Source organism: Nocardia sp. NPDC049707 (assembly GCF_040674855.1).
Lineage (GTDB): Bacteria > Actinomycetota > Actinomycetes > Mycobacteriales > Mycobacteriaceae > Nocardia.
In genome coordinates, this window is sequence record NZ_JBFANN010000038.1 from 54,804 (window position 1) to 81,409 (window position 26,606).

27 protein-coding genes and 1 pseudogene are annotated in these 26,606 nt (G+C 65.6%); 13 read left to right on the top strand and 15 right to left on the bottom strand.

What is annotated here, in order from left to right; genetic code table 11:
• Positions 1-45 precede the first annotated feature (45 nt).
• The gene (locus AB0J29_RS27710) at positions 46-1,320 is read left to right on the top strand and encodes a TIGR03118 family protein (RefSeq protein WP_364792482.1); all 1,275 of its coding nucleotides are present in this window, start codon (positions 46-48) and stop codon (positions 1,318-1,320) included.
• 60 nt (positions 1,321-1,380) lie between these two features.
• Here the strand turns inward: AB0J29_RS27710 and AB0J29_RS27715 are convergent, their stop codons facing one another.
• Positions 1,381-1,725 carry a helix-turn-helix domain-containing protein gene (locus AB0J29_RS27715; protein WP_364792393.1) on the bottom strand — a complete coding sequence of 115 codons (345 nt, stop codon included), beginning with the start codon at positions 1,723-1,725 and terminating at the stop codon, positions 1,381-1,383.
• A 63-nt stretch (positions 1,726-1,788) separates the two neighbouring features.
• On the opposite strand from AB0J29_RS27715, the gene AB0J29_RS27720 reads away from it, so the two are divergent.
• Entirely contained in the window at positions 1,789-2,556 is a 768-nt protein-coding gene (locus AB0J29_RS27720) for an SDR family oxidoreductase (protein WP_364792485.1), read from the top strand.
• Positions 2,557-2,792: 236 nt separating this feature from the next.
• Complete coding sequence (locus AB0J29_RS27725) at positions 2,793-3,230, top strand: DUF4254 domain-containing protein (protein WP_364792396.1); 438 nt, start codon at positions 2,793-2,795, stop codon at positions 3,228-3,230.
• Here the strand turns inward: AB0J29_RS27725 and AB0J29_RS27730 are convergent.
• Positions 3,227-3,727 (bottom strand): hypothetical protein, encoded by a 501-nt coding sequence (locus tag AB0J29_RS27730; RefSeq protein WP_364792399.1) that lies wholly within the window; start codon positions 3,725-3,727, stop codon positions 3,227-3,229. The genes AB0J29_RS27725 and AB0J29_RS27730 overlap by 4 nt on opposite strands.
• A gap of 413 nt (positions 3,728-4,140) precedes the next feature.
• Here AB0J29_RS27730 and AB0J29_RS27735 point away from each other — a divergent pair, with 413 nt between their 5' ends.
• Both AB0J29_RS27735 and AB0J29_RS27740 read left to right on the top strand, forming a co-directional pair.
• Positions 4,141-5,031, top strand: coding sequence for an ABC transporter permease (locus AB0J29_RS27735; RefSeq protein ID WP_364792402.1), 891 nt, complete (start codon positions 4,141-4,143; stop codon positions 5,029-5,031).
• The gene (locus AB0J29_RS27740) at positions 5,028-5,852 is read left to right on the top strand and encodes an ABC transporter permease (protein ID WP_364792405.1); all 825 of its coding nucleotides are present in this window, start codon (positions 5,028-5,030) and stop codon (positions 5,850-5,852) included. The genes AB0J29_RS27735 and AB0J29_RS27740 overlap by 4 nt, the downstream gene beginning before the upstream one ends.
• On the opposite strand, the gene AB0J29_RS27745 is transcribed toward AB0J29_RS27740, so the two are convergent.
• Positions 5,853-6,713 (bottom strand): helix-turn-helix transcriptional regulator, encoded by an 861-nt coding sequence (locus AB0J29_RS27745; protein ID WP_364792408.1) that lies wholly within the window; start codon positions 6,711-6,713, stop codon positions 5,853-5,855.
• A 650-nt stretch (positions 6,714-7,363) separates the two neighbouring features.
• On the opposite strand from AB0J29_RS27745, the gene AB0J29_RS27750 reads away from it, so the two are divergent.
• Positions 7,364-7,723 carry a DUF4254 domain-containing protein gene (locus AB0J29_RS27750; protein WP_364792488.1) on the top strand — a complete coding sequence of 120 codons (360 nt, stop codon included), beginning with the start codon at positions 7,364-7,366 and terminating at the stop codon, positions 7,721-7,723.
• A gap of 515 nt (positions 7,724-8,238) precedes the next feature.
• Here the strand turns inward: AB0J29_RS27750 and AB0J29_RS27755 are convergent.
• From AB0J29_RS27755 to AB0J29_RS27765, 3 genes and pseudogenes are all read right to left on the bottom strand, one after another.
• Positions 8,239-9,225: pseudogene (locus AB0J29_RS27755) on the bottom strand (helicase-associated domain-containing protein); the annotation flags it as partial.
• Between the two features lie 139 nt (positions 9,226-9,364).
• Entirely contained in the window at positions 9,365-9,526 is a 162-nt protein-coding gene (locus AB0J29_RS27760) for a hypothetical protein (RefSeq protein ID WP_364792411.1), read from the bottom strand.
• The gene (locus tag AB0J29_RS27765) at positions 9,523-10,269 is read right to left on the bottom strand and encodes a hypothetical protein (RefSeq protein ID WP_364792415.1); all 747 of its coding nucleotides are present in this window, start codon (positions 10,267-10,269) and stop codon (positions 9,523-9,525) included. Before AB0J29_RS27765 ends, AB0J29_RS27760 begins: the two co-directional genes overlap by 4 nt.
• A 147-nt stretch (positions 10,270-10,416) precedes the next feature.
• Between AB0J29_RS27765 and AB0J29_RS27770 the strand changes: the two genes are divergently transcribed.
• A complete protein-coding gene (locus tag AB0J29_RS27770) occupies positions 10,417-11,052 on the top strand; it encodes a class I SAM-dependent methyltransferase (protein ID WP_364792418.1) in 636 nt (211 codons plus the stop codon).
• A gap of 6 nt (positions 11,053-11,058) precedes the next feature.
• On the opposite strand, the gene AB0J29_RS27775 is transcribed toward AB0J29_RS27770, so the two are convergent.
• From AB0J29_RS27775 to AB0J29_RS27805, 7 genes are all read right to left on the bottom strand, one after another.
• On the bottom strand, positions 11,059-11,655 hold the full coding sequence (locus AB0J29_RS27775) for a DUF4126 domain-containing protein (protein ID WP_364792421.1): 597 nt from the start codon (positions 11,653-11,655) through the stop codon (positions 11,059-11,061).
• 18 nt (positions 11,656-11,673) lie between these two features.
• On the bottom strand, positions 11,674-12,471 hold the full coding sequence (locus AB0J29_RS27780) for an ABC transporter permease subunit (protein ID WP_364792424.1): 798 nt from the start codon (positions 12,469-12,471) through the stop codon (positions 11,674-11,676).
• Positions 12,472-12,473: 2 nt separating this feature from the next.
• Positions 12,474-13,367 carry a 2-aminoethylphosphonate ABC transporter permease subunit gene (locus tag AB0J29_RS27785; protein WP_364792427.1) on the bottom strand — a complete coding sequence of 298 codons (894 nt, stop codon included), beginning with the start codon at positions 13,365-13,367 and terminating at the stop codon, positions 12,474-12,476.
• Positions 13,368-13,527: 160 nt separating this feature from the next.
• Positions 13,528-14,733 (bottom strand): ABC transporter ATP-binding protein, encoded by a 1,206-nt coding sequence (locus AB0J29_RS27790; RefSeq protein ID WP_364792430.1) that lies wholly within the window; start codon positions 14,731-14,733, stop codon positions 13,528-13,530.
• 31 nt (positions 14,734-14,764) lie between these two features.
• Positions 14,765-15,826: a 2-aminoethylphosphonate ABC transporter substrate-binding protein gene (locus tag AB0J29_RS27795; protein WP_364792434.1), complete on the bottom strand. Its 1,062-nt coding sequence runs from the start codon at positions 15,824-15,826 to the stop codon at positions 14,765-14,767.
• A 61-nt stretch (positions 15,827-15,887) separates the two neighbouring features.
• Positions 15,888-16,577, bottom strand: coding sequence for a phosphonatase-like hydrolase (locus AB0J29_RS27800; protein WP_364792437.1), 690 nt, complete (start codon positions 16,575-16,577; stop codon positions 15,888-15,890).
• 8 nt (positions 16,578-16,585) lie between these two features.
• Positions 16,586-17,713: a TIGR03364 family FAD-dependent oxidoreductase gene (locus AB0J29_RS27805; protein WP_364792440.1), complete on the bottom strand. Its 1,128-nt coding sequence runs from the start codon at positions 17,711-17,713 to the stop codon at positions 16,586-16,588.
• A 149-nt stretch (positions 17,714-17,862) separates the two neighbouring features.
• Here AB0J29_RS27805 and AB0J29_RS27810 point away from each other — a divergent pair, with 149 nt between their 5' ends.
• On the top strand, positions 17,863-18,570 hold the full coding sequence (locus tag AB0J29_RS27810; RefSeq protein ID WP_364792491.1) for a GntR family transcriptional regulator: 708 nt from the start codon (positions 17,863-17,865) through the stop codon (positions 18,568-18,570).
• 85 nt (positions 18,571-18,655) lie between these two features.
• Here AB0J29_RS27810 and AB0J29_RS27815 read toward each other — a convergent pair whose 3' ends face one another.
• Positions 18,656-19,666, bottom strand: coding sequence for an LLM class flavin-dependent oxidoreductase (locus AB0J29_RS27815; RefSeq protein WP_364792443.1), 1,011 nt, complete (start codon positions 19,664-19,666; stop codon positions 18,656-18,658).
• Between the two features lie 144 nt (positions 19,667-19,810).
• Between AB0J29_RS27815 and map the strand changes: the two genes are divergently transcribed.
• The 3 genes from map to AB0J29_RS27830 all read left to right on the top strand — a co-directional run bounded on the left by map (position 19,811) and on the right by AB0J29_RS27830 (position 23,033).
• On the top strand, positions 19,811-20,674 hold the full coding sequence (map, locus tag AB0J29_RS27820; protein ID WP_364792446.1) for a type I methionyl aminopeptidase: 864 nt from the start codon (positions 19,811-19,813) through the stop codon (positions 20,672-20,674).
• A 181-nt stretch (positions 20,675-20,855) separates the two neighbouring features.
• Positions 20,856-22,397, top strand: a complete 1,542-nt coding sequence (locus AB0J29_RS27825; RefSeq protein ID WP_364792494.1) for a cobyric acid synthase — start codon at positions 20,856-20,858, stop codon at positions 22,395-22,397.
• 72 nt (positions 22,398-22,469) lie between these two features.
• Entirely contained in the window at positions 22,470-23,033 is a 564-nt protein-coding gene (locus AB0J29_RS27830; protein WP_364792449.1) for an alpha/beta hydrolase, read from the top strand.
• Positions 23,034-23,094: 61 nt separating this feature from the next.
• Here the strand turns inward: AB0J29_RS27830 and AB0J29_RS27835 are convergent, their stop codons facing one another.
• On the bottom strand, positions 23,095-24,186 hold the full coding sequence (locus tag AB0J29_RS27835; protein WP_364792452.1) for an alpha/beta hydrolase: 1,092 nt from the start codon (positions 24,184-24,186) through the stop codon (positions 23,095-23,097).
• 296 nt (positions 24,187-24,482) lie between these two features.
• Here AB0J29_RS27835 and mqo point away from each other — a divergent pair, with 296 nt between their 5' ends.
• Both mqo and AB0J29_RS27845 read left to right on the top strand, forming a co-directional pair.
• Complete coding sequence (gene mqo / locus AB0J29_RS27840) at positions 24,483-25,997, top strand: malate dehydrogenase (quinone) (protein WP_364792455.1); 1,515 nt, start codon at positions 24,483-24,485, stop codon at positions 25,995-25,997.
• 18 nt (positions 25,998-26,015) lie between these two features.
• A complete protein-coding gene (locus tag AB0J29_RS27845; protein WP_364792458.1) occupies positions 26,016-26,471 on the top strand; it encodes a GNAT family N-acetyltransferase in 456 nt (151 codons plus the stop codon).
• Positions 26,472-26,606: the final 135 nt, after the last annotated feature.

Here is a 26,606-nt window from a genome sequence, read left to right on the forward strand (position 1 = left end):
CGGACCCGCAACGGTCTGCTGCGCGCATCGGTGCTCGGCGCTGCCCTGGTTGTGGCCGCGGCATGCTCGGATTCGAAGTCGTCGAACGATGAAGTGCCCGCCCTCGACGGCAATCACTATGCGCAGACCAACCTCGCCGCCAACAAGGCCGAATACAAAGCGCAGTACACCTTTCCGGACATGGTGAACGCGTGGGGAATCGCCGATCGCCCGAAGGGGGAGGGTGGGCACTTCTGGGTCGGTGCCGGCGGTAAGTCCTTCCAATTCGTCGGCGATGTCAGCGCATCCGCGGATCCCAAGGTGCAGAAGTTGTTCCAGGATCCGCTGAAGATCGTCACGATTCCGGGCGCGGATGCCGACACCTCGGATAAGAGCATCGGCAAGACCACCGGCGTCGTCTTCAACGGCGCTCCCATCACCTCCGATCTGTTCGTCGTGCGCGATCAGCCGGTGGACGTCGATGGTGCGCCGGTGCTGCTGACTGGTTCGTCGCGGTTCATCTTCGCTACCGACTCCGGCAAGATTTCGGCCTGGACCGAGCAGGGTCCCGAAGGCGCGATCATCCGGCACGACGGTCCAGCGAATCTGGTCTTCGATGGCGAGGCCCAGGGCATGGCGTTCTTCGGCATCGCGCTCGCCCCGTCCGGTGACAAGCTGCTCGCTGCCGATTTCGGTGAGAACCCGCAGATTCGCACCTTCGACAAGGACTGGCAGCTGATCCCGACCGTCGGCTTCGCCAACCCCTTCGCTACCGGCGACCAGATCGACGCGGCGGCACCGGATAAGGGCAAGGCGGCCAAGCCCGGCGATCCCGCGCCGTTCAATGTGACCACCATCGGCAACCGCGTATTCGTCTCCTACGCGGATACCAAGCCGGATGAGCACAACGCGTCCAAGTTCGACAAGGCCGAAGAGGATTCGCTCGACAAGGACCAGGAGAAGGACGCCAAGGGCAAGCCGGCCAAGGGTAAGGTCGCGGAGTTCGACGGCAACGGCAAGCTGGTGCGCATCCTCGACGACGGTGGCCGCCTCAATGCGCCGTGGGGCGTCGCGGTCGCTCCCGCGAACTTCGGTCCGCTCGGCGGCAAGCTGCTGGTCGGCAACTTCGGCGGTCTCGGCCATGTGCTCGCCTATGACGATGCCACCGGCAAATTCGTCGACTATCTGCGCGATGAGAAGGGCCGGCCGGTCGAGATCGACGGTCTGTGGGCGTTGATGTTCGGCAACGGCGAGAGCCTCGGCGACGCCGATTCGCTGTACTTCACCGCTGGCCCGCACGACGAGAAGGAAGGTTTGTTCGGAAAGCTCCGCCTGAAGTAGCCCTGCGGTAGGGCAAAGGCGGTTCTCGGTAGCGCCCGGGGACCGCCTTTGTTGTAGGTCCTACTCGGAAGCGGGGGCTTGCGGGGTCCAGCGTTCGGACCAGCTCCACAGTGGTTGGAGGGCCGCGGTGAGTTCGTGGCCCGCGGGGGTGAGTTCGTAGGTTTTGTCCGCGTTCTTGGCGATCACACCCGCGTTCTGCAGGTATTGCAGGCGGGTCGAGAGCATGCTCGACGAGCAGTTGCCCATGCGGCGGCGCAGTTCGAGAAAGCCGAGGCGGCCGGGTTCCAATTCCCAGAGGACGCGCAGGATCCAGCGTTGGCCGATGAGCTCCATGGTGGCCAGCATGGGTGCGTGCGCCGGGTCGTTTCGCCCGCGCGACGTCGCGGCTTCATTTGCGCTTCTCATTTCGAACTACCATAGTGATTCTAAATTAGAAGCGTTGTCGTGGGCTGACGAAGGAGGCAGATGATGGGCGACTCGACGGAACGCCGGATTGTGCTGATCACCGGCGCATCGCGGGGGATAGGGGCCGAGACGGCGAAAGTGCTGGCGGCGGCCGGTGATCATGTGATCATCAACTATCGGGAGAAGCGCAAGCGTGCCCAGATGATCGCCGATGAGATCGGCGCGGCTGGTGGCAGTGCGTCGATTGCGGGTGCCGATATCGCGGATGCGGACGCCGCGGCGGCGCTGATCGTCGATGTGGTGGCGGAGTTCGGTCGATTGGATGTGTTGGTGCTCAACGCATCCGGCGGCCTCGAGCGTGCGGCAGCGCCCGGCTACGCGATGGCGTTGAACCGGGACGCACAGGTCGGTCTGGTACGAGAGGTTTTGCCGCACTTGCCATCCGGTGGCCGGATCGTCTTCGTGACCAGCCATCAGGCCCACTTCCACGGCCGCAAACCCGTTCCGGCGGACTACGAGCCGATCGCTGCGAGCAAGCGTGCGGGCGAAGACGCCTTGCGCGCAATGATTCCGGAGCTAACCGAACGTGGTGTCGGGCTGAATGTGGTATCTGGCGACATGATCGACGGCACGATCATTGTCCGCCTGCTGGAACGCCGTAATCCCGAGGCGGTTTCGGACCGCCGCGACCACGGCGCACTGCCGACGGTCGCGGAGTTCGCCGCCGTTGTCGGCGAAGCCGCAAGTGCTGCAAGCAAATCCGGACAGACGTTCTATGTCGGCGGTCCGGACTATCTTGCGCAGGGCACGGCCGGGGACATTCCTGCCTAGTCGAACGGGTTCAGCGTGGACCGCTCGGGTTGACTGCCGGACCATAATCTTGATTACTGGGCATTTGCCAGACGCTCGTATGTCTATAACAAATTGATATCGCCGGTTTATGGTCACGGGCGGGGATCTGGGGCGATAATCGAGCTGTGGGGCGCGGTCGTGCCGGGCGGCAACGACATTGCTGGTCGGGAGCTCCTGTCGACGGCGGCGGGCTCCGGTGTCGGCGGGAGGCTGGGATGAGCGACGATGGAAATGGCCGGATGGTTCCGGGTCGGGATAGATTGCTGGCCGCATGCCGTGGGCTACCGCGCGACGATCATCCGATGCTGGAGGCAGCGGGGGAATTGGTGCAGTTGCACGAAATCCGCGAGCGGACGCCGGCGTTCGAGATCGCCAAGTTGGAGCGGCGGCGCGCCCAACTGGTGCGGTCGATCGACCGCTGGGTAACACTGGCAATGCCGGTGCCGAACTCCGCGGCGCAGTTGTACTCCGAAACCGTCGGCCAGATGGTGGATCGGTTGGCCAGAATGACCGCACAGGCCTTCATGCCGCTGTCCGCGGCGCCGGAAGCCGTCTTCGATGACGTGTGGGTGCAGGTCAACGAACTGGCGGATAGCTATCAGGATCTCATCGACGACCTACGCGAGGGCACGCGCCGACTACCCGGTGGTTAGCGGCCGCGGCCGAACAGCCGGAACGAACGCGCTGGGCGGCGCGGCAGGGTGGCGTAGACCATGGTCATATCGGCGAATACCTCCGCTTCCCGTTCGCGGTCGGCGCCGAAGTGCTCGCGGCCGAGCACGTGCTTGATCGAGGACGGTGAGATGTACGGCAGCAGTGCGGCCAGCGTCGGTGTGCTCGGCTCGCCCGCTTCGATGCCCTCCTTACCGTGTCCGAACAGCATGTGGCCGATCTCGTGCAGGATGATGTGGTCCGCATTGCGCTCGATGGCGGCTGCGTCGTAGACGATGATGTCGTCGTGACCGCGCGCCACCCAGAGTCCGCTGCCACGACACCCGATATCAGCGAGCGCGGCCGCGGGAATCGCCTGCAGCGAGATGGAACGACCACGGTGCGCGGCGACACTCGCGAGGTAGGCGGACAGGTTCCAAGGACTGGGGAGGGGCACGGTCCGCGCTGCGTCACGGAAACGGGCTTCCATGCTGGTCATCGGGGCATACCTTACTCACCCCGTGCGCGGTAGTCACCTCGCGAATCGGACATTTCGCCGAAAACAATAGCGACACTTCATAATTCACGCCCCCGTTGGAGGCGTTCGCGTGGGTGCTTCTGACAGGCGCAGACACCTTGGTGGGGTTCTCGGCCCCCCTCGGAGTCATCGTTTCGACACTGGGGGCGGTATCGCAACGTCGACGCGACAGCGAGATTGGACGACGACCCGACCGCCCCGGTGGCGGCGCTCCTGATCTTCGGTGGGCAGGGAACGAAAGCGAGCGAGAATGATCATGCGGTACGTACTCGACGAGCGCGGAAAGCTGTACCGGTGCGGCTGCGTGCGACATGCTGAGACCAGCCGGTTCCGCACCAAACGGCACGGGCTACGCGCAGGATGGGAGCGTGCAGATGAACAGCGGTAGCGACGCGGGTTCGAGCACCGTCCAACGGGAGCCGGGCGCGGGTGATTCGCGCCGACTGAGCAGCGAACGGTTGGTGGACGCGCCGCCGCCGCGCACGTCGACGATTGCGCAATGGTGGACGCTGACCTGGCGCCTGGTCCGTCCGTCCTGGCGCAATGGTGAACTGATCACCGCACTGCTGGCGCCCACGTTCTTCACCGTCGGCTTCTATGTGCCGCTGAACCTGGTGATGACCGTCTACGGGCACGGCCTGAGCAGCTACGCCCAATTCCTGATGCCGATGATCGTGATGCAGGCGATCGCCTTCTGTGCGATCACCGCGGCCTTCCGAGCCGCCTCCGACGCCAAGGACGGGCTCAATATCCGCTTCGGATCGATGCCGATGGGTTTGTCGGTGCCGCTGGCGGCGCGGGTCACGGCCGGAATGTACCGGGCCGGGGTCGCCTTGGCCGCGGCATTGGTGTGTGGCTATGTAATCGGCTTCCGCTTCTATGGGAGCTGGTGGGACACAGTGGGTTTCATCGCATTCGCGATGCTGATCGGACTGACGCTGTGCCTGGGTGCCGATCTGCTGGGCAGCGTGACCAAGAGTCCGGAGGCGACCACGCAGGCGCTCATCCTGCCGCAGTTGATCCTCGGCATGGTCTCCACCGGGTTCGCGCCGGCCCACCAGTTCCCGCACTGGATTCAGGGTTTCGCACGCAACCAGCCGGTATCGCATTACGTATACGGGCTGCGGGCACTGGCCGGTGATCCGACCGGCCACGCGGGCGTGGTCGGCTGGTCGATCTTCGGGCCCGCGCTGGCCTGGACGCTCGGTCAGGCCATCCTCTTCGGTGCTGGTGCGGTACTCGTTTCGATCCGGAGGTCGGCATGACCAAGGTATTGACTCCCACGGCGGAACTGCCCAAGATCTCCGGTCAGACCGAGACCTGGCGTCTGCTGATTCCGCAGACGCTGATCCAGACCAAGCGGCTGCTGGTGCGCTGGTGGCGCGATCCATTGACCGTCATGCAGTCGCTGGCTTTTCCAGCGCTGCTGCTGGTGATGCTGAATACCGTACTCGGCCGGCAGATTTCGGCCTTCTCCGGTGCGAGCGCGCTCTACGGTTCGGTGCCGATGGTGGCTCTGGTCGGCGTGATGTCCGGATCGGTGGCCGGTGCCATCACCCTCGGCCGGGAACGAGACGAGGGTCTGCTGGCCCGCTTCTGGGTGTTGCCGGTGCACCGTGCGTCCGGACTTGTCGCGCGGATTGTGGCGGAGGCGATCCGGATCCTGTTGTGCACCGTGGTGTTGTTCACGGTGGGCGTCGTACTCGGCTTCCGATTCGAGCAGGGCTTCATCGCGAGCATCGCGCTGTTCGGGGTGCCGCTGCTGTTCGGTATCGCCTTCGCCACCATGGTGACGGCGGTGGCGGTTTTCAGCGCGAAAGCTGCTCTGGTCGAGGCGGTTTCGCTCGGTTCGTCACTGCTGATGTTCTTCAGTTCCGGATTCGTACCGCTCGTCGCGTATCCGGCGTGGGCCAGGCCGATCGTGCGGCATCAGCCGATGTCCTATGCCATTGATGCGATGCGTGGGCTGTCGCTCGGCGGACCGGTGCGTGGTCCGCTCTTGGCCACCGTGGCCTGGTGTGTCGGCGCGCTCGTCGTCTTCGCGATTCCCGCGGCGGTCGGCTATCGGCGCGCCAGCCGCAGCTGATCAGCTCATCTCGCTGGCGGCCTTGTCGATCAGCGTCATAGAGTCACGTGGGCTGAGCGCCATGGCGCGCAGCTGGTCGAAAATGATGCCGAAACGGCGGATCTGGGGATGACCCTCGATCAATTGATCGCCCGCGATGCCCTCGACATACACCAGTTCCGGATCGGCCGGATCCTTGAAGTCCAGCAGCGTGAAGGCTCCGGCCATGCCGGGATGCACCCCCGCGCTGAACGGAAGGATCTGCAGGATAACGTTTTTCATCTGCGAATCGTCGAGCAGTCGCTTCAGCTGGGCCTTCATGACATCGGGGCCGCCGACCATGCGCCGGATCGCCGCCTCGTCGAGCACCACCCACAGCTCGAGCGGATCCGGCTTGGTGAGATGCATTGCCCGATCCATCCGCGCCCGCACATTGTGCTGCACCGTGGCACCGTCCAGCTTCGGCATATTGGTGTCGATGACCGCCTCGGCGTACTCCGAGGTCTGCAATAGCCCTGGGATGTAGGAGGTTTGATAGTGCCGGGCCGAGAGCGCCTCGGATTCGAAGTTGATATAGGCCGCGTGTACCTCGGTCAGCGTCGCCTCGTACGGGCGGGACATGCCGGGCTTGAGTGCGTCCGACAGGAGTTCGAGCGCATCGGCGCGCTGCTGTTCGGTGACGCTGTAGAGATCCAGCATCGCCATCAGCGTGCGCCGCTGCGGCCGCGCCTGCGCCGTCTCGATGCGGTACAGCGTGGTGATATTGATGCCGGTCTTGCCGCTGACATCTTCTTTGCTCAGCCCCGCGTGTTCGCGCATCTCGGTCAGCAGCACCGAGAGCCGCCGCAAACCCGCCGTGAGAACTGTGCGCTTGCCTGCCATGACAACCCTTTCGCCCTGCGCACTGGCTAGCACTCTTGTGTACATCTCCGTAGTAAGTGCCCACCACACACCGCAAATATGCAATCGCAGCGTGGTTCGAGACTACCGCCTTTCGTAGCAACGGAGTTCGGAGTTTTCGGTGCGCTAGTGCCGCGTCACCACGGATCCGCGAGTCGATGTCCGGATTCGAGGTGTATGTCCTGGTAGCCGCGGCACCGCCCGGGGTATCGGATCGGCAGCGGCGCGACTACATCGTGGCAGCGGTCTCGGTTGATCGCATACCGCTCACACGCCGGGCGGGTATATGGCAAACTTTTGGCGGCCGGTCCAGTCCCCGGCGAGTATCGAGCGTGAAAGTCGTTGTCGCTAGCGGTCTGTGGGGTTGCACTCGGTGATCATCGCCTGACCGCAGCAATGAGAACGCACTCTTGCGTTCTTGGATATGTAAGAGCATGATCCAGCTACGCTAGTTGTGAAGATCCGATCCGCTGACCGGGATAACCGAATCGAGAGCCAATCATGTTGGTACAAAGCGCGTTGGTGTCGGGTGAATTCGGAGTAGGGCGATGAGCGCGCCGACGGTAGGGGTGCTGCCGACCGCTCCGCAGATATTGTGTGCATTCCAGGGGCGACGTTTTCAAGATCGTGAATTGCTACGTTCCGCACACGCTCTGGCGGAACTGCACGCCCGCCGTGCCGAGGTTCAGGACATGAACCTAGTAGCCGAAATAGATTGCCGTCGTGGCGAACTCATCGACGATATCAATGAGTGGATTACGCAGGAGATCCCGCAGCATCGCAATGGTGCCTCGCTACATACCGAGAGCCTAGGTGCGGTGGTGGATCGGATGGCGAGCAGCTGGGTGGTCGCCAACACGGCCATCGATGTCGATGGCGCGCGCAGCGACAATACCCATAAACACTGGTACCACTTGGCGGAACTCGTCGATGGCTACACCGATCTGGTAATCGACGTTGCCGGTGGCCGCCGCCGTTTGCCTGAACAGTGAAGTGCCGACGGCGACCTTCGTCCGCAATAGTGGCACTGCCCCCACAGCGTTACTGCTCCATTGGCGATGTCCAGGGTCCTTGTCATCCGACAAATGACCCGACCCGGACGTCGGCGTCGCCGGCATAGTGACGGCGGGCGCAACGGGGCGCCCGCCCGCCACGAATTCGCACGCTTTCCTGAATTCGATAGTGCGCGAACTCATTCGGTAACCATTCAGGCCGCCGCCGCGACGCGAATATCGACAATGTCTGGTGCGCGCGGCGAGTAGATCGACCCACGGTGCCGACCAGCCGAGGTGATTCCCGGGCACCGTTATCGAAGGTGCCCCGGGAGCAGCCCCGGTCAAGTGACTGGTCCTGCTCGAATCATCCACGGCCCCGCCGAATTCGATCGCATGCGACGCGGCGACGTGCTGGTCGCGAAACCGACCACGCCGGCTTGGACACCGCTGTTCAGCCTCGGCGATCCCCGTCGTCGTCGTCGGCGGCGGCGTGCTTGCACCGGGGCGTCGCCCTTGCGGACCAATGTCGCGGTGCGGCCGAGGCTGTGGCGGGACTGCAGGTCGGCGCTCATACGAAACATCGGCGCGGGCAGCAGGTGCACCTCGTCGTAGATCATCAGACCCCAGTCGCGGGAGTCGAACAGCTCGAGGTGCTTGTACTCGCCCGTCGACTTGCGGGTGATGACCTGGTAGTCGTGATCGTGACCGGCCGGGTCTCCTTCTCTCGCTCGAGTACTCGCCGATCTCCTCTTCGGTGAGCGACGTGCGCGCGATCAGTTCGCGCTTCCATTGGCGTCCGGCGACGGTATTCGTGACCAGGATCGCGTCGTCGCCTTCGCCTTCGCCATCGCGGCGGCGCCCACCATCGTCTTGCCCGCACCGCACCGCAGCACCGCGACACCAGATCCGCCGGACCAGAACGAGTCGGCAGCCATCTCCTGGTAGTCGCGCAGCTGCCAGTGGCCCTTCTCGAATGCGAGGTCGATCGGGTGCCGCACCGTCGACGTAGCCGGCGAGTTCCTCAGCCGGCCAGCCGATCTCGAGCAGCATCTGCTCGAGGTGCCCGCGCTCGCTCGGGTGCACGATCAGGGTGTCGTCGTCGATCTTGGCCCCGAGCATGGGGGCGATCTTCTTGTGCCGCATCACCTGGGTGAGCACGGCGCGGTCGAGGCTGACGAGCGTGAGACCGTGCGCCAGGGTTCTTCACCAGCCGCAGTCGGCCGTAGCGGGCCATCGTGTCGACGATGTCGACCAGCAGCGGCTGCGGGATCATGAAGCGGGAGAACGAGACCAACGCGTCGACCACCTGCTCGGCGTCGTGCCCGGCTGCGCGGGCGTTCCACAGTGTCGGCGGGGTGATCCGGTAGGTGTGGACGTGCTCCGAGGGCGCGTTCGAACTCGGCGAACGGCGCGATTGCCTGCGTGGCGTTCGCGCGTTCGTGCTCGACCTGGAGCAGCAGAGTCCTGTCGGACTGGACGATGAGCGGGCCGTCGGTCACGTGCGCCTCCTAGCATCGGGAAACCAGACCATGGTCCAGACGGCGGCGATGTCCCGCCATGTGGTGTCCGCGCACCCGCCGGCGGGAGTGATCGTGAAGGATTTCCATCGGCTCCTGACGGAAATCCTTCACGACCGGGTCAGCGCGGGGCGATGGATTTCTTCGTTTCCATCACCTGCATGAGCGCCTCGGAAATTCCGGCACGATAGCCGACCTCCCTTTCGGAGAGTCCGGCGGTGGTGTCGAGTTCGTTTTCCAGTCTCGCCTGAATTCGGTCCAGGGCGAGTAGGGTCCGCTTCACAGTCGGGTCCTTTTCTTTTTACGCGGGTCGGCGCCGACCGGAATTCCGGAATGCTGCGCGCGTTCGTCGAGAACAAAAATCTTCGCCGACGCGATGCCGGATCGGTAGCCCTCGGACCGGGGTTCCGGCAGGGTGTCCGGCAGCAGACCGTCGATCTTCTGGTGCAGGTGGTCCAGGACGTCCGGGATCGCGGGTGCGGTGGACTCGCGGGTCATGGGGCGTTCGCTCAGTGGCTTTTGCGCTTCTTGATCAACTCGCCCGCCTCGGTGGCGCGATCCCTTTTTTCCGCACGCTTTTCCTTGATGGACTGTGCGGGTTTTTTCAGGCTCTTGCCAGGTTTTCGTTCGGCCATTGTCGCTCCTGAAATTGAAGTGGCAATCACTTGTTCGAGACCATAGCCCATTTCCAGGAAAACGCCAGTCGTGCAGTTCGGGGCGTTTTTGATCGTGCGTTCGTCGGCGGTCGGTCCACGAGCGCGACCGAGGTGATCCGGTGCAGCGCTTGACCTCGCCGGTCGCCGGGTCCAGCGCGTCGAGCTGCCTGCCGCCGACGCTGATCGGCTCGACGAGGCGGTGCGACGCGATGCTCCGGGCGTGGACGTAGCCGATCGTGGCGGCCCGGTGCACCTGCGCGGCCGTCTGCGGCGGGGTCATCGTCGCCTCGGTGGAGGCGCGGGTGCCGTTGCTGCGCAGTCCGACACCAGTCGACGCGACGGCGCTGTCCCCGGCCTGTAGCGACCGCACCGCACCAGCGTCGCGAGCTGCTCGTCGATGGGCACCGCCGGCGCGCGCACGCGGGACACCCGGGCCGCCGGGGACCGGCCTCCGGAGCGGTAACCGGACCGCTCGGTGCGCAAGCACTTTCGGCGCACGCGTGGCAGGGTGTCCTGGATGAGCAAACTCAATTGGAGTCATAACGCGTACTACCAACGGTTTCTCATGCGGCAGCTGCCCACCCCATGTGCCCGGGTGTTGGACGTCGGCTGTGGGGCCGGGGGTTTCGCGACGGAACTCGCACGGCGGGTCGAGCATGTCGATGCGATCGATCGGTCCGCGGTGATGATCGAGGAGGCGAAGCAGGCTGTGCCGGAGAATGTTCGGTGCATGCTCGGGGATGTGTTGGAGCAGCCGCTACCGGACCGAACCTACGACGCGATCGTGTCGATCAGCACGTTGCACCATATGTCCCTCGATGAGGTGTTGCCGGTATTGGCGCGGGCGGTGCGGCCGGGCGGTGTGATCGCCGCGGTGGCATTGCCGCGACCCGACCTCGTTCGGGAATTGCCCGTCGAAGTGGCGGCGGCGATCGGGCATCGGGTGTTCGGGATCGTGTTCCGGATGCTTCGGGCGCGTGGGCGGGGGAGTTGGTATGCGGTCGAGGCGACGGATGACGTCATGCCGGTTGTGCTCGATCCGCCGCTGACGACGCGGCAGGTGCGGGCGCAAGTCGCCGCGATTCTGCCCGGTGCGCGGGTGCGACGGCTGGTCTTCTGGCGCTACTCGCTGGTGTGGCGCAAACCGGGGTAGGCGTGCTCAGACGGCTGCCACGCGCTTGGCCTCGCGACGCTGTCGGCGGCGCATGCGGTAGCGGCGGATCCGGCTCGCCAGCAGATACGCCAGGAGCATGCCGATCACCAGCAGTGTGCCCGCGCAGACGGCCGCCACGACCGGGTGGAAGATCGCGATGGTGACGATACCGCCGACGGCCAGATCCTCGACGAGGCTCATGACGATATTGCTCGCGGGCTCCGGCGAGGTGTTGATCGCCATCCGGGTTCCGGCCTTGACGAGATGGCTTGCCAGGGCGGTGGTTCCGCCGACCGCGCCGGCCGCCAGCTGGGGCAGCGAACCATCCTGGCCCGCGAGCAGTGCAGCCACGACCGCACCCGATGCCGGGCGCACGATGGTGTGCACCGCATCCCAGAAACTGTCGAGATAGGGGACCTTATCCGCGATCGCCTCGATGAGGAACAACACACCGGCCACGATCAATACATCGGTGCGTTGCAGTGCCTCCGGCACCTCATCGGACAGACCGGTCACGCCGAACACACCGAGCAGCAGGACCACCGCATAGGCATTGACCCCGCTCGCCCAGCCCGCGGTGAAGATCAGGGGCAGTGCTGACATGAGGCCATCGTATGGCGCTCAGCGCAGCGCGGCACGACCACGCAGCCGACCGAGTACGACCAAGGCGACCAGCGTCACCGCCAACAGCAGGCAGGTACTGGCGGCCGCGTCGAACACCTCACCGCGATCGGTGAGCCCGAAAATGGTGACCGGCAACGTTTTCCAGGTGGCCGGATACACCATGACGGTCGCGCCGAGCTCGCCCATCGACAGTGCGATCGCCAGACCGGCGGCGGCGCCGAGGGCAGGCAGCAGTAGCGGCACCGTCACCCGGCACAGCACCCGAACCGGACCCGCCCCAAGGGATTCCGCGGCCTGCCGGTAGGCGGGATCGAGCCGGTCGAGCGCGGCCGAGACCGCACTGAAGGCGTAGGCCAGCACCAGCACCGAATGTGCCACGATGACAATCCATTTGGTGCCACCGAGCAGCAACGGCCGCCCGTTGAAGGCGATCAGCACGCCGAGACCGATGGCCACCGACGGCACCGCCATCGGCAGATGGAAAACCGCGTCGGTGCATGTGCGCCACCAGCCGGGAACCTCGCGCGCGCCGAGTGCGGCCCAGGTGCCCAGGACCAGGGCGACCCCACCGGAGAGCAGCGCGGTCTGCAGACTGACCGAAAGACTCGCGGCCTCTTGGCCCGACAGGGCCGCACGGAAGTTGGCCAGACCGAGATCGGAGGGCAGCGGCCCGGTCCAGCTGCCCGCCAACGCGGCCGCGACCACCGTGGCGATCGGGGCGACGAACACCACGATCACAACGAGAGCGAAAACCGCCAAAACCATTGCACGGCCACGACGTGTCCAGACCAACATGGTCAGCTCTCCTTTCCGGCGCGGCCGGAACGGGCGAAAATCAGCCGGTACCCGATGTACAGGCTCAGTGACAGCAGCACCTGTACCGACGCCAGCACGGCAGCGCCAGGCAGGTCGAAGGTCACGATGCCGCGGGTATAGATCAGCGCGGGCAGGGTTGTCACACCCTTGGCGCCGGTAAACAGCACGATGCCGAATTCGTTGAGCGTCAACAGCAGTACGAGACTGCCGCCCGCGGCCAGCGCGGGCCACGCCTCCGGCATGACGACCTGACGCAGCACCCGCCACGGTGTGGCACCGAGGCTGGCGGCCACATCCAGTTGTTCGCGCGGCAGCTGGGCGAATCCGGCCAGTAGCGGGCGTACCACGAACGGGGTGAAGAAGGTGATCTCGGCGAGGATCACGCCGAGCGGTGTGCTCAGGAAGTTCAGCACCGGGGTCTTGTCCCCGGTGATCCTGGCGATCAGCGCGTTGACGGCACCGGCGGTGCCGTACAGGAAGGTGAAGGCCAAGGTGATCAGGAACGACGGCAGCGTGAGCACCGTATCGATCAACCTGCCGACCAGCGACGAGCCCGGAAACGGCACGAATGCCAGCACAATCGCGAGAAACGTGCCGAGCACCAGACACCCGGCGGTCGAGCAGATCGCTATGGAGATGGTGCGCCACAACGCATGACGGAAGGCTTCCGAGCCGAGCACCTGCGACCAGACGGCCGTACCCCGACCGTCGTTGGTCTCGGTCGACTCGGCGAGTACCCGCACGATCGGATACACCGCGATGAGCAGCACCACCAGTAGCGGCGGCAGGGTCCACAACACCGGCCGCCAATGACGTTGAGGCGCAGCGCCCGCAGGCGGGGCGAGCCGTGGTTCGAGCAGGGTGGCGTTGCTCATCGTCGGACTCCGGAGTCGGTGCTGGCGGATTCGCCCGTTGTCCCGGCGAATACCAGTGCGTGCGCGGCGTACGGGCTCCGGTCACCGCCGGGACAACGGCGAGGTCCGCTGATACCAGGGAACATGGCGCCGACGCTGCGAGCCGCATGCGTGCCGCCCCTCATTTCGGGATGCCTGGCTCGTCCGGGGCCGACGTCACCGCCGCACCGATGATCGGCGGAATCAACACGCCCGCCGGGTCCGGGAATCGCACGCCGGCGATCGCGCCGACCGCGGTATCGAGACGGCCGGGCACATCGGCGGTGATCTCGTCGCGCAATCCGTCAACCTTCAGCCGTAGCCGCGTCGAGGCACCGCGCCACACGGTCGATACCACGATGCCGCGCACCGCATTCCGCTCCGAGGTGGCACCGACCCGCACGGTATGCGGTCGCACGCAGAGCACCCCGGGTGCGTCCATGCCCCAACCGCCGGGGATATCCGGTGCCTCGGCCCGCAGCGTGAAGGTGCCGACGGTGACCAACGCGGCGGTCCCGGATACCCGATTCACGGTGCAGGGCAAGAGGTTGACGCCGCCGAGGAATGCCGCCGTGAAGTCACTCGGCGGTCGCTGCCACAGATTCTCGGCGGTGTCGATATCGACCAACCGCGCGTCGCGCATGACCGCGATCCGATCCGCCAAAGCCAATGCCTCGGCCTGATCATGGGTAACGTACAGCATCGCGGTATCCGGCAATGCCTTTCGTAATTCCTGCAGCTCACCGAGCATCGACTGCCGTAACTGGGCATCGAGCGCGGCCAGCGGTTCGTCGAGCAGCAGCACCTTCGGCCGGATCGCCAGCGCACGAGCGATGGCCACCCGCTGCTGCTGGCCACCGGACAGTTCGCGCGGCAACCGCTCGGCATAGGCCGCCATGCCGACCATTGCCAGCGCCTCGGCCACGCGCCCGCCGATCTCCTTGCGCGGCACGCGATGGGCCTGCAATCCGAACGCCACATTGTCGTGCACCCGCATATGCGGAAACAGCGCATACGACTGCACGACCACACCGATCCCGCGCTTGGCGGGCGACAGGCCGGTGACATCGCGTCCGGCCAGCCGCACCGCACCCGAGGTCGGCCGGACGAATCCGGCTAGTGCCTTGAGTGCGGTCGACTTGCCCGAGCCGCTCGGTCCGAGGAGTGCCACCGTCTCACCGGCGGCGACGCGCAGAGTGAAATCGGTCAGGGCGACCGTGGTCTTGCGGCCGCGGCCGTAGCTGACCCCGACCCGGTCGAAGACGATCGCCGGTTCGGCTGCGGTCGTGGCTGTTTCGGCCGCGTCGGTCGCGATGGCCGAGCCGGGCTGCGTGTCACCGTCGGACATGATGGCGGCTCCTGGGTTTCGTGGCATCGGCTTACTGCCCGGTCGCCTTCTGATAGGCGGCCACATCGGCGTCCAGGTCCGAAAGCACCTTGGTCCAATCGACATTCACGATTTCGACCCCTTTGAGCACGGTGCTGGCCGACGGACCGGCACCGGTCGCCGGGGCATCGCGCAACTCCGTGCGTGCGGGCACCGCGAAGGCATCGGGCAGCGACTTCTGCGCGTCGGTCGAGAGCAGGAACTCCATGAGCTGCTTGGCTTCGCTCTGGTGCGGCGCGCCCTTGGCCAGGCCCATGACGTAGGGCACGGCCACGGTGGAGCGCTTACCGTCGGCGGCGGCCGGGAAGAAGATAGTGAACTTGGAGCCCTTGTCCTTGACGGTGGTGAGGTTCATCTGGACATCGCCATTGGCGACCACCAGCTCACCCTTGTCGACCTTGGCCTGCAGCTTGCCGGTGGACGAGGACGGGCCGACATTATTGGCCTGCAATGCGGCGAGGTAGTCCAATGCGCCCTGCTTGCCGAGCAGATTCTGCAGCAGGATCAGTACCGCGGTGCCGTCACCGGCCTGACCCGGCGTCGAATACTGCAGCTTGCCCTTGAACTCCGGCTTCAGCAGATCGTCCCAGGTGAGATTGGTGGTGTCGACCGACGGGTTGGCAATGAAGGACAGGTAGTTGCCCGCCAGCGTGACGTATTTGCCGTCGGCATCCTTATCGCTCGCCGCGACGAACCTGGTGTCGATTCCGCTGTCCTGCAACAACCCCGAGCTCTTGGCCTTCTGAATGAACGGCGGCAGGGTGACCAGCACATCGGCCTGCGGGTTGGACTGCTCCTTGTCCACCCGGTTGACCACCTCGCCCGAACCGGCCTCGACCAGGTTCACCGAGATGCCTGTCTTCTTCTTGAATTCGGCGAATTGGGTGGTGTACCAGCTGCCGACGCCGTCGGCGGAGTAGATGGTGATGGTCTTGCCGTCGCCGCTGTCGGTGCCGGTGCCACCACAGGCCGCGGTGAGCGCGACAGCGGTGACGGCCAACGCGGTACGGGAAATGGTGCGTGCCAGACGGCCTTGCGTGTTCGAAGTACGCACGATGACTGCAACTTTCGGTTCGTGTCGGGGTGGAGTCGAAGGGACGGGGGATTCGGGGTGATCAGGTTCGGTCGGCGAGGATCAGGTCCGCGAATTCGGTCACCGAGGCCACCACATGGGTGGCTCCGGCCGCATGCAACTGCGCCGCGTCATGCGCGCCGGTCAGTGTCCCGGCGACGATGCGCGCACCGGCGGCCAGACCACTGGCGATATCGCTGGTCGTATCGCCGAGTACCGCGACCTGATCCACGGCATCGATGCCGAGCCGGAGCAGGGCGGTCAGCACCATGTCCGGGTACGGACGTCCGCGTCCGGCATCCGAGGGAGCCAGGGTGAGATCGGCGATCTCGTTCCAGCCCAACGCGTTCAGCAGCCGGTCCTGGGTGGTGCGGCTGAAGCCCGTGGTGAGCGCGACCCGCACTCCCGCCGCGCGGAGAGCGGAAATCGCCTCGGCCGCACCGGGAATCGGAACGATATCGACCGCGTCGATCAGTGCGTCGTAGGCGGCCTCGAAGGCGAGGTTGGCGGCCTGCGCGCGGTCCTCGGCGCCGAGCAGGGCGCGAAAGACCGTGATCTTCGACTGGCCCATGGTGTCGAGCACATACTGGCGGGCCCTTTCGCGTTGCGGGCCTTCGGTTTCGATACCGGCGCTGGTCGCGGCGGCCTCGAAGGCGCGCAGCACCAATCCGCCGTCGGCGACCGTGGTGCCCGCCATATCCAGGACGGCGAGGGTGATGTTCTCATCCGACATGGTGCTCCTCAGAGATTCAGCAGGTCGGCGGTTTCCGCGCCGATCGCGGGGCCGAGGGTCATGCCGCGGCCACCCGGACCGGTGACGACCCAGATGTGTGCGGCGGCCTGCACGCGGGTCACGATGGTGGACGGATCGACGCTCTGGCTGTAGACGCCCGCCCAGCGCCGGACCACCTGCGGGAGTTCGCGTCCCAGCAGTTCCTCGGTGACGGCGGTGAGGTGGTCGTAGGGCGCCTCGTCCACATCGAAGGCGAAGGGCTCTTCGTATTCGTGGGTGTCGCCGATGGTGAGACCGCCGTTGAGGCGCTGCACGCACAGCAGTTGCATCCGGTGCTCGGCGGCGATCGCGGTCTGCGACTGCTCGGCGTTCAGGACGTCCAAGTCTGGACCGGCGAAACCCGGGTAGTAGCGGAAGCTGTCGCCGTCGGCGATCGCGGTGGTCAGCGGTTCGCCAAGCGGCGCGGTCTGCATCATTTGCAGTCGGACCCGGCGCACCGGGATGGTGCCGACGAGTTCGCGGGTCAGCCCGGTGTGGGCGGCGCCCGGACAGACCACCACCAGATCTGCTTCGAAGATGCGGCCGTGATCATCGAGAACCGTTGCGCCGGAGCCGGTATCGGCGACCTGACGCGCCTCGGTGCCCGCGTGGAAGGTGTAGCGGTCCGCTGCGGTCAGATAGGCACGCAGTGCGGGCAGCGCCTGCCGGGATTCGACGGCGGCATCGGTCGAACAGTGCAGTCCGGCGAGGAATTTGCCGCGCAGGGCCGGATTGATCGCGCGCACCTGCTCGGGTTCGAGCAGTTCGAAGCCGCGGGCCTCGGCATGCGGGCTCGCCGCGGCGGCCTCGGCGACCGCGAGTTCGGTGGGAGTGCGCACCAGCGTGATCGATCCGGCGGGACGGAATCCGACACCGGGAACCTTGCCGCCGATTTCCTCCCACAGTTGCCGGGAGCGCAGCGTGACGTCCAGTTCGGCGGCCGAGCGACCGGACACCCACACCAGGCCGAAATTGCGCACTGTGGCACCGCGCGCCTCGGGCTCCCGCTCCAGTTGGACGACCTCGTGACCACGGCCGATGGCGGCCAAGGCGTGTGCGGTGCCGAGGATTCCGCCGCCGATGATGACCAATCGCATGGGTACATAGTGGGCAATGGTCTAGACCAAAGAGTGTTTGCCGCGCGAACGCTGGGTTAACAATTGGTATAGACCAATGCCGGTAGGCTGGCGGCATGAACACATCAGGTGCGACCGGAGCCGAGGCCGATGAAATGCGCGGCGGGCGTATCGATTCGGCGCCGCGGCTGCCGAAGTCCTTCCTGGTGCGCACCGAACTCGAGCAGCTACTGGCCGATCTGGAGGAGGGCGATCCAGTGCCCTCGGAGCGGGACCTGGCCGGTCGATTCGAGGTCGCCCGTGAAACCGTCCGACAGGCGCTGCGAGATCTCTTGGTGGAGGGCCGAATCCGCCGCCAGGGTCGGGGGACGGTGGTGTCCCGGCCGAAAATGGTGCAGCCGCTGTCGCTGCGCTCCTACACCGAGGGCGCCATCAGTCACGGCCGTGTGCCGGGTCGCTTGCTGGTCGGTTGGGACGATGTGCCCGCCGATGCCGACACCGCCCGCGACCTCGGGCTCGCCATCGGCACCACGGTCATGCACCTGGAGCGGGTGCTGCTCGCGGATGGTGAACGCATCGGGTTGGAGAGCACCTTCATGCCGCTCGATCGTTTCGGCCACCTGCGCGGCGTCTACGATCCGACCACCTCGCTGTACGCGGCCGTCCGCGCGTCCGGTGTCGAGCTCGGCAGTGCCACCGAGCGCATCGAGACGGTGCTGGCCTCCCCCCGCGAGGCCGCCCTCCTCGAATGCACCACATCGCTACCGCTACTGCTGCTGCATCGGCGCAGCGTCGACCGGCACGGCGAGCCGGTCGAACGCGTCCGCTCCCTCTACCGCGGCGATCGCATCGCCTTCGAAGCCCAACTCGGCAAGTAGGATCTACCCGAGCGGACCGGTCGGCTCGCGCTGGTCATCGGCCGGTCGGTGCCGGGGGCTGGATCCGGACTGCGTCACTGTTTCTTCAGCGCACCTGGGGTGCCACCTTCGCGCCGAGCAATTCGATGTTGTGCAGCACCTTTTCGTGCGGCAGGGTGCCTACGCTGGTGTGCAGCATGAAGCGGTCCAGGCCGAGGGTGTCGCGGATGTCGGTGATCTTTTCGGCGACGTAATCCGGCGTGCCGACGAACAGGGAACCGTTTTGCGAGCGCAAGGCGTCGAACTGTGTGCGGGTCATCGGGCCCCAACCGCGTTCGCGCCCAAGGGTGCTCATCGCCCCGGCGTACGGCTCATAGAAGTCGGCCACGGCCTGTTCGTCGCTATCGGCGATGTAGCCGTGTGCGTGTACCGCTACCGCCTGCCGCTCGTGGCCGCCCTCGTCGAGCGCGCGGTGGTAGAGATCCACCAGCGGCTTGAAGCGTGCGGGCTGACCGCCGATGATCGCGATCGCCAGCGGTAAGCCGAGCAGTCCGGCGCGGACCACGGATTCCGGGCTGCCGCCCACCGCGATCCAGACCGGCAGCGGTCGGTTGTCGGTGCGCGGGTAGATCACCGCATCGCTCAGCGGGGCACGGAATTTGCCGCGCCAGGTCACCGGCGCGTCCGCGCGAATGTGCAGCAGCAGCGCCAGTTTTTCTTCGAAGAGCTCGTCGTAGTCGCTCAGGTCATAGCCGAACAACGGAAAGCTCTCGGTGAACGAACCGCGTCCGGCCATCAGCTCCGCGCGCCCGTTCGAGAGTCCATCCAGCGTGGCGAAATCCTGGTACACCCGTACTGGATCGTCCGAACTCAGCACACTCACCGCGCTGGTCAGCTGGATGCGTTCGGTCCGTGCCGCGATCGCGGCCAGTACGACGGCGGGTGCGGATGCCGCGAAATCCTTGCGGTGATGTTCGCCGACGCCATAGACATCGAGTCCGGCGCGCTCGGTGGCGACCGCCTCGTCCACCACCTCGCGCAGGCGTTCGGCCGCGGTGGGCGCCGGTCGGTCGCCGACCGGGTACAGCTCCGCGAAAGTCGTGAGTCCCAGTTCCACAGCTCGAGTCCTGTTCCTGTGTAGTTTCTATGTCAACCACCAGACTAAACGGACCATGGTCCGATACTATTCCACGCGCATTCGCGACCAGATCGGGCGCGGGGACGGACGATGCGCGATGACCGGTGCGGATAGTCTTGTTCCATGTCAGTGCGTACCCGCCAGCCGCTTGTACCCGGCACGCTCTCGCCAACCCGTGAGGTTCCGCGCTCGATCGAGCGTCCGGAGTATGCGTGGAAGAAGACCGTGAACGAGGGCCGCGAACCCTGGGTGCAGACGGCCGAGACCATCGAGAAGATGCGGATCGCGGGCAAGATCGCGGCGCAGGCGCTCGAGGAGGCGGGCAAGGCGGTCGCACCCGGTGTCACCACCGATGGGCTGGATCGGATCGCGCACGAGTACATGTGCGATCACGGCGCTTACCCATCAACCCTGGGGTACAAGGGTTTTCCGAAATCGTGCTGCACCTCGCTGAACGAGGTCATCTGCCACGGCATTCCGGATTCGACGGTGATTCAGGACGGTGACATCGTCAATATCGATGTGACCGCGTACATCGATGGCGTGCACGGCGACACCAATAAGACCTTCCTGGCCGGTGATGTCGACGACGAGGTGCGACTGCTGGTCGAGCGGACCGAAGAGGCGACCATGCGCGCGATCAAGGCGGTTCGGCCGGGCCGGGCGCTCAATGTGATCGGGCGCGTCATCGAGTCCTACGCCAACCGCTTCGGCTACGGCGTGGTGCGCGATTTCACCGGGCACGGCGTCGGCCCCACCTTCCACAGCGGCCTGGTTATCCTGCACTACGACCAGCCCGCCATCGAATCGGTCATCGAGCCCGGCATGACCTTCACCATCGAACCGATGATCAACCTCGGCGGCATCGACTACGAGATCTGGGACGACGGCTGGACTGTGGTCACCAAGGACCGCAAGTGGACCGCGCAGTTCGAACATACGCTGGTTGTAACAGAGACAGGCGCCGAAGTTCTGACCTTGCCGTGACGGGTGGATCGCGCAGTTCGAAGCTCGCGCTGTTGGGTTGTAACAGAGACAGGCGCCGAAGTTCTGACCGTGTGGTGATGTGGGCCCGTCTCGCACGGGAGTGCCGGGGGTCGGCTCGTGTGCGATTCCATTGTGGGGATGCGTCGGTCGCGCCGCTGACGGAGCTGCCGTGACGAGTACATTGCGGGGCGCACTCCTGATCGCCGGTACGACCTCCGACGCCGGGAAGAGCGTTGTGGTGGCGGGACTCTGCCGGATGCTGGCGCGGCGCGGCATCCGAGTCGCGCCGTTCAAGGCGCAGAACATGTCGAACAACTCGGTGGTCACCCTCGACGGCGGTGAGATCGGTCGTGCGCAGGCGCTGCAGGCGGCGGCGTGCGGGTTGGAGCCGAGTGTGCGGTTCAATCCGGTGCTGCTCAAACCCGGCAGCGACCGACGCTCGCAACTCGTGGTGCGCGGCAAGGCAATCGGCGCGGTCGGCGCGCGCGACTACTTCCAGCATCGGCAGGATCTGCGCGAGGTCGTTGCCGGCGAACTGGATTCGCTGCGCACCGAATTCGAGGTGGTGATCTGCGAGGGGGCCGGTTCACCAGCCGAAATCAACCTGCGCGCCACCGATCTGGCTAATATGGGGCTGGCGCGCGCGGCGCGGCTGCCGGTGCTCGTGGTCGGCGATATCGACCGCGGCGGCGTGCTCGCGCATCTGTTCGGCACCGTGGCCGTACTGGAACCCGAAGACCAGCAACTGATCTCCGGCTTCATCGTCAATAAGTTCCGCGGCGATGTCGAGTTGTTGCGTCCCGGACTCGACCGGCTCACCGAGCTGACCGGGCGCCCGACTCTCGGGGTCATTCCCTACGCGGACGAACTGTGGATCGATGCGGAGGACTCTCTCGGCACCGTCGCCGACGCCCCGGTCGGCCGTCCGAGTCCGCCGATCGGCGCCGACTGGCTCACGGTCGCCGCCATCCGGCTGCCGCGCATCTCCAATTCCACCGATGTCGAAGCGCTGGCCTGTGAGCCCGGTGTCGCGGTGCGCTGGGTCAGCGACCCGTCCCGGCTGGCCGATGCCGATTTGGTGGTGCTGCCGGGCAGTAAGGCGACCGTCTCGGATCTGGAGTGGTTGCGGCGCACCGGAATCGCCGATGCGCTGCTTGCCAGGGCCGCAGCGGGTCGTCCGATCCTCGGCATCTGCGGCGGATATCAGATGCTCGGCAGTCGCATCGTCGATCGGGTCGAATCGGATGCGGGGACGGTCGCGGGGTTGGGTCTGCTCGAGCTGGAGATCGAATTCGCCGATCCGAAGGTATTGCGGCGCAGCACCGGACGGGACATCGGTAACAGAATTCCCGTGCACGGCTATGAGATTCACCATGGTCGGGTCGGGCACAGCGGTGATCCGGCCTGGCTGGAGCTGGACAGCTCGCCGACCACGGAGGGCAGTTCGCGTGGGGCGATCTGGGGCACCCACCTGCACGGCCTGCTGGAATCGGATGAGTTCCGTCGCTCCTGGCTCCGCGAGGTCGCCGTGCACGCCGGACGGCCCGGTTTCATCGTCGCCGACGACGTATCGGTAGCCGCGATCCGCTCGTCCCAACTCGATCTGCTCGCCGACCTGATCGAACAGCACCTCGACATCGCTCACATCGAACGCCTGCTCACCGACGGCGCACCTACCGATCTGCCCACCATCGCCTCCGGCCTGGGCGTCGCCGCACGCTGACAACCACCCCGCCCGGCTCGCGTGCGACTGACACGCGGCCCTGTTCAACTGGGGCGTGTACCGTACTCCGGCATGAAATCTCGTCGGATCACGGTCGGTGACCGGGCATGGACCGTGCGGGTCGACGGCCCGGAGTCTCGGCACAGCGTGCTGCTGCTGCCCGATGCCGGTGATCCGGTCGACGTCTACGATCAGGTGTGCGCGCGTTTGCGCAACTCCGACCTGCGCACCATTGCGGTGGAATCGGTAGCGGACCTGGATCCGGCGGGGGTGCACGCCATCCTCGATGAACTCGGCATCCCCTGGGTGAATGTCGCCGGACGCGGGCTGGGCGCGCAGCTGGGCTGGCAGGTCTGTGCGGGCGGTTTCGGGCGGTTCATCAGCCTTGTCGTCGCCGATCGCGGCCATCCCGCCGTGCCGGCCGCCGACGGTACCGTTGTGGATCCGTCGTGTCGTCCGGTGGAGGTCGCCGCCACCGTGCTGGTCACCAAGAATATGCCGCGTTCGGTCGCCGATGCCTCCGGTCGCTACGTCTGTGGCGAATTCCGGGTCGTGGAGATCGACGTAGACAATGTGGCGACCGAGGCCGACCACGAATTTGCCACCGAGATCGTGCTACGCACCAGCCTCTGGTGAACCGGCGGTCTTCGTGCGGAAGGCCGCTAGCGATTGCTTGCAGGTCGCTCGAAATGGTCAGCTAGCGATTGCTTGCAGGTCGCTCGAAATGGTCGGCTAGCCAGTCCAGCCAGCTGTCGAGTTCGGCGAAGGCCTTGGCCAGCGGTTCGGCCGAGGACAGGAAGACATCGTGGCGCGCGCCGTCGATCGGGACGATATTGGTCCGATCGCCCAGGCAGCCCGACCAGCGCTGAATTTGCCGGACATCGAGCACCGCATCCGCCACATCGACGGCCGGACCGTACTTGCGCGCGAATTTCGTGACGCGCGAACGCAGAATCAACGCGGGCACGCCGATCGACAGCCCGGCTTGCAGCTTGGCGTGCCCGTTGCGGATCGCGCGCAGCCAGCCGAGCCGGACCGGGAAGCCCGCCAGCGGTTTCCAGTCCAGGTTGTAATCCCACTCGCCGGCCACGCTGTGGTGCAGGCTGTCGCCGTAGGAGCTGATCTTGTTGCCGGGGAGTTCGACCATCGACCGGAACCGGCCGAGCATCTTGATCACCGGGGTGCCGATGGTCCGGTAGTACGAGGGGCCCTGCAGGTCGAACCAGGGGCTGTTGAGCACCAGGCCGACGATTCCCGATGCGGCCGTGCCCTTCGCCTTGTTGAGCTGGTGCAGCCACAGCGACACGATGAGTCCGCCGGTCGAATGCGCGACCACGAGCACGTTATCGCCCGTCTCTTCCTGGACGATTCGCAGCGACTCGTTCAGTTCGGCGTCGTAGGCCGCCAGATCGGTGACGTAGTGCGGCGTCTGCCCGTCGCGTAGCGAGCGGCCGCACTTGCGCAGATCCAGCGCGTAGAAGCGATGCCCGCGCCCGGCGAAGTGTTCGGCGAGATGCTGTTGGAAGAAGTAGTCGGTGAAACCGTGCACGTAGAGCACCGCGGGTTCGGCGACGGTGTTGTTTCGAGTGACCCGCAAGCGATCGCCGGCGGCAGCTTCGGTGTCGGGGGTGTAGCGAACGAGGGTCGCCACGGCCTCGCCCTCACCATCGGGGTCCGGACCGAGCGGCAGGGTGCGCTGCTCATAGCCCGCGCCGAGGACATCTGGCTTCCATCGCTCGGCTGCGGGGGCCGTGAGATCGGACACGCTGAGCGAGGCTTCGTTCGTCACATCGATCAATGTAGCCGTACCGACTGCTTGCAGGTCACTCGAAAGAGGCAGCGACAGCACTGCCGTTTCGACGATCGAACCCGGGAAGGAATCTATGTCACATTCGGTTGGTTCGTTGCCGGGCTTCGAACGGCTGAGGTGCACAATTGGGCTAGGTGAACGGCGGGTAACCTACACCCCGCCGAGTCAGCCAGTACTCGCAACAACCACATAGCGCCCGTGCCAAGCAGGCCCATCCCGGGGGTGGGCGTGCGCAGAAGGACAAGGAAGTCGATCTACCCGTGCCGAACGCTGCCATGACTGAAAAGACCGATGTAGTACTCATCGGTGCCGGCATCATGAGTGCCACTCTCGGCGCACTGCTTCGGCAGCTGCAGCCGGAATGGTCGATCTCCCTGTTCGAGCGGCTGGACGCGGCCGCCGCCGAGAGCAGCGATCCGTGGAACAACGCGGGTACCGGACACTCCGCCCTGTGCGAGCTGAACTACAGCCCGCAGAAACCGGACGGCTCGGTCGATATCAGCAAGGCCATCGACATCAACGAGCGCTTCCAGGTCTCGCGCCAGTTCTGGTCCTACGGCGTGGAAAACGGCATTCTCGGTGATCCTGCCGCTTTCATCAACCCCGTCCCGCACGTCAGCTTCGTGCACGGCGCGGACAATGTGGACTACCTACGCAAGCGGTACGAGGCGCTGTCGCGGCATCCGCTGTTCGCCACGATGGAATACATCGACAGCCCCGACGAATTCGCCAAGCGGCTGCCGCTGATGGCCAGGGGCCGCGACTTCTCCGATCCGATCGCGCTCAACTGGACCGATGAGGGCACCGATATCGACTTCGGTTCGCTCACCAGCGAACTGCTGGCCTACCTCGGCCGCGCCGGGGTCGATCTGGCCTTCGGTCACGAGGTACGCGACCTCACCAAGCAGTCCGACGGCTCCTGGCTGGTCAAGGTGCGCAACCTCCGTACCCGCCGAACCCGCACGCTCATCAGCAAATTCGTCTTCGTCGGCGCGGGTGGCGGTGCGCTGCCGCTGCTGCAGAAGTCGGGCATCAAGGAGGCCAAGGGTTTCGGTGGCTTCCCGATCAGCGGTCAGTTCATCCGCTGCACCAATCCGGATCTGATCTACAAGCACAGGGCCAAGGTCTACGGCAAGGCAGCCGTCGGTGCGCCGCCGATGTCGGTGCCGCACTTGGATACTCGCATCATCAAGGGCCGGCCCGGCCTGCTGTTCGGTCCGTACGCCGGGTGGACGCCGAAGTTCCTCAAGGATGGTAAGAACACCGATCTGTTCAAGTCGGTCAAGCCGAACAACATCTTCTCGCTGCTCGGCGTCGGCGTCAGCGAACTCGGCCTGACCAAGTACCTGATCAGCGAGCTGCTCAAGTCCGAGGCGGGCAAGGTGGCCACGCTGGAGGAGTTCGTGCCGCGTGCGAACGGACACGACTGGGAGCTGATCACCGCGGGGCAGCGGGTACAGGTCATCCGGCGTAAGGGTGCGGGCGGCGTGCTCGAGTTCGGCACGGCGGTTATCACCGCCGAAGACGGCACCATTGCGGGTCTGCTCGGCGCGTCACCCGGCGCGTCGACCTGTGTGAGCGCCATGGTCGACGTGCTGCAGCGCTGCTTCCCGCGCGAGTACGCCGACTGGACCCCGAAGCTGAAGGAAATGGTGCCCTCGCTGGGCGTGAAGCTCTCGGAGAACCAGGCCCTGTTCCAGGAAGTCTGGGATTGGTCGACCAAAACCCTGAACCTGAACGGCGTGTCGGACAACACGCATAAGCCCGCAGGGGTCGCGCCGATCGCGTAGTTGTGATAGCAAGACGCGATGATGTCAACGGTTGTACTCAAACGGTCCTGGGCGCTCGATCTCGACACCGCCACCCTGTATCAGCTGTTGAAACTTCGCGTCGAAGTCTTCGTTGTCGAGCAGAAATGCGCGTACCCGGAGCTGGATGGTCTCGACCTGCTGCCGGAGACGCGCCATTTCTGGCTCGATGACGAGGGGGAGATCATCTCGACGCTGCGGTTGCTCGAGGAGCACGAGAACGGTGTGAAATCGTTCCGCATCGGACGGGTGTGCACCTCGGCCCCATCACGCGGTCACGGGTACACCACCCGGCTGGTTCAGGCCGCGCTCGCCGAAGCAGGTTCGGCAACCGTCCGCCTGAACGCCCAGACCTATCTGGTCGACATGTACGCCAAATTCGGCTTCAAACCCGACGGCGACGAATTCGAAGACGACGGCATCATGCACCTCCCCATGCGCAGGGGCTCTGTCTAATTGCCGCGCCTTCGGCGCGGCGGGTTCGCGGCCCCCTTCTGTCTCGCGTCCGAGTCGCCCCGAAGCGCATACGCCACGCGCGGGACTCAACGCACACACCAGGTGCCGAACGACCCGCCATCACCGACCACAACG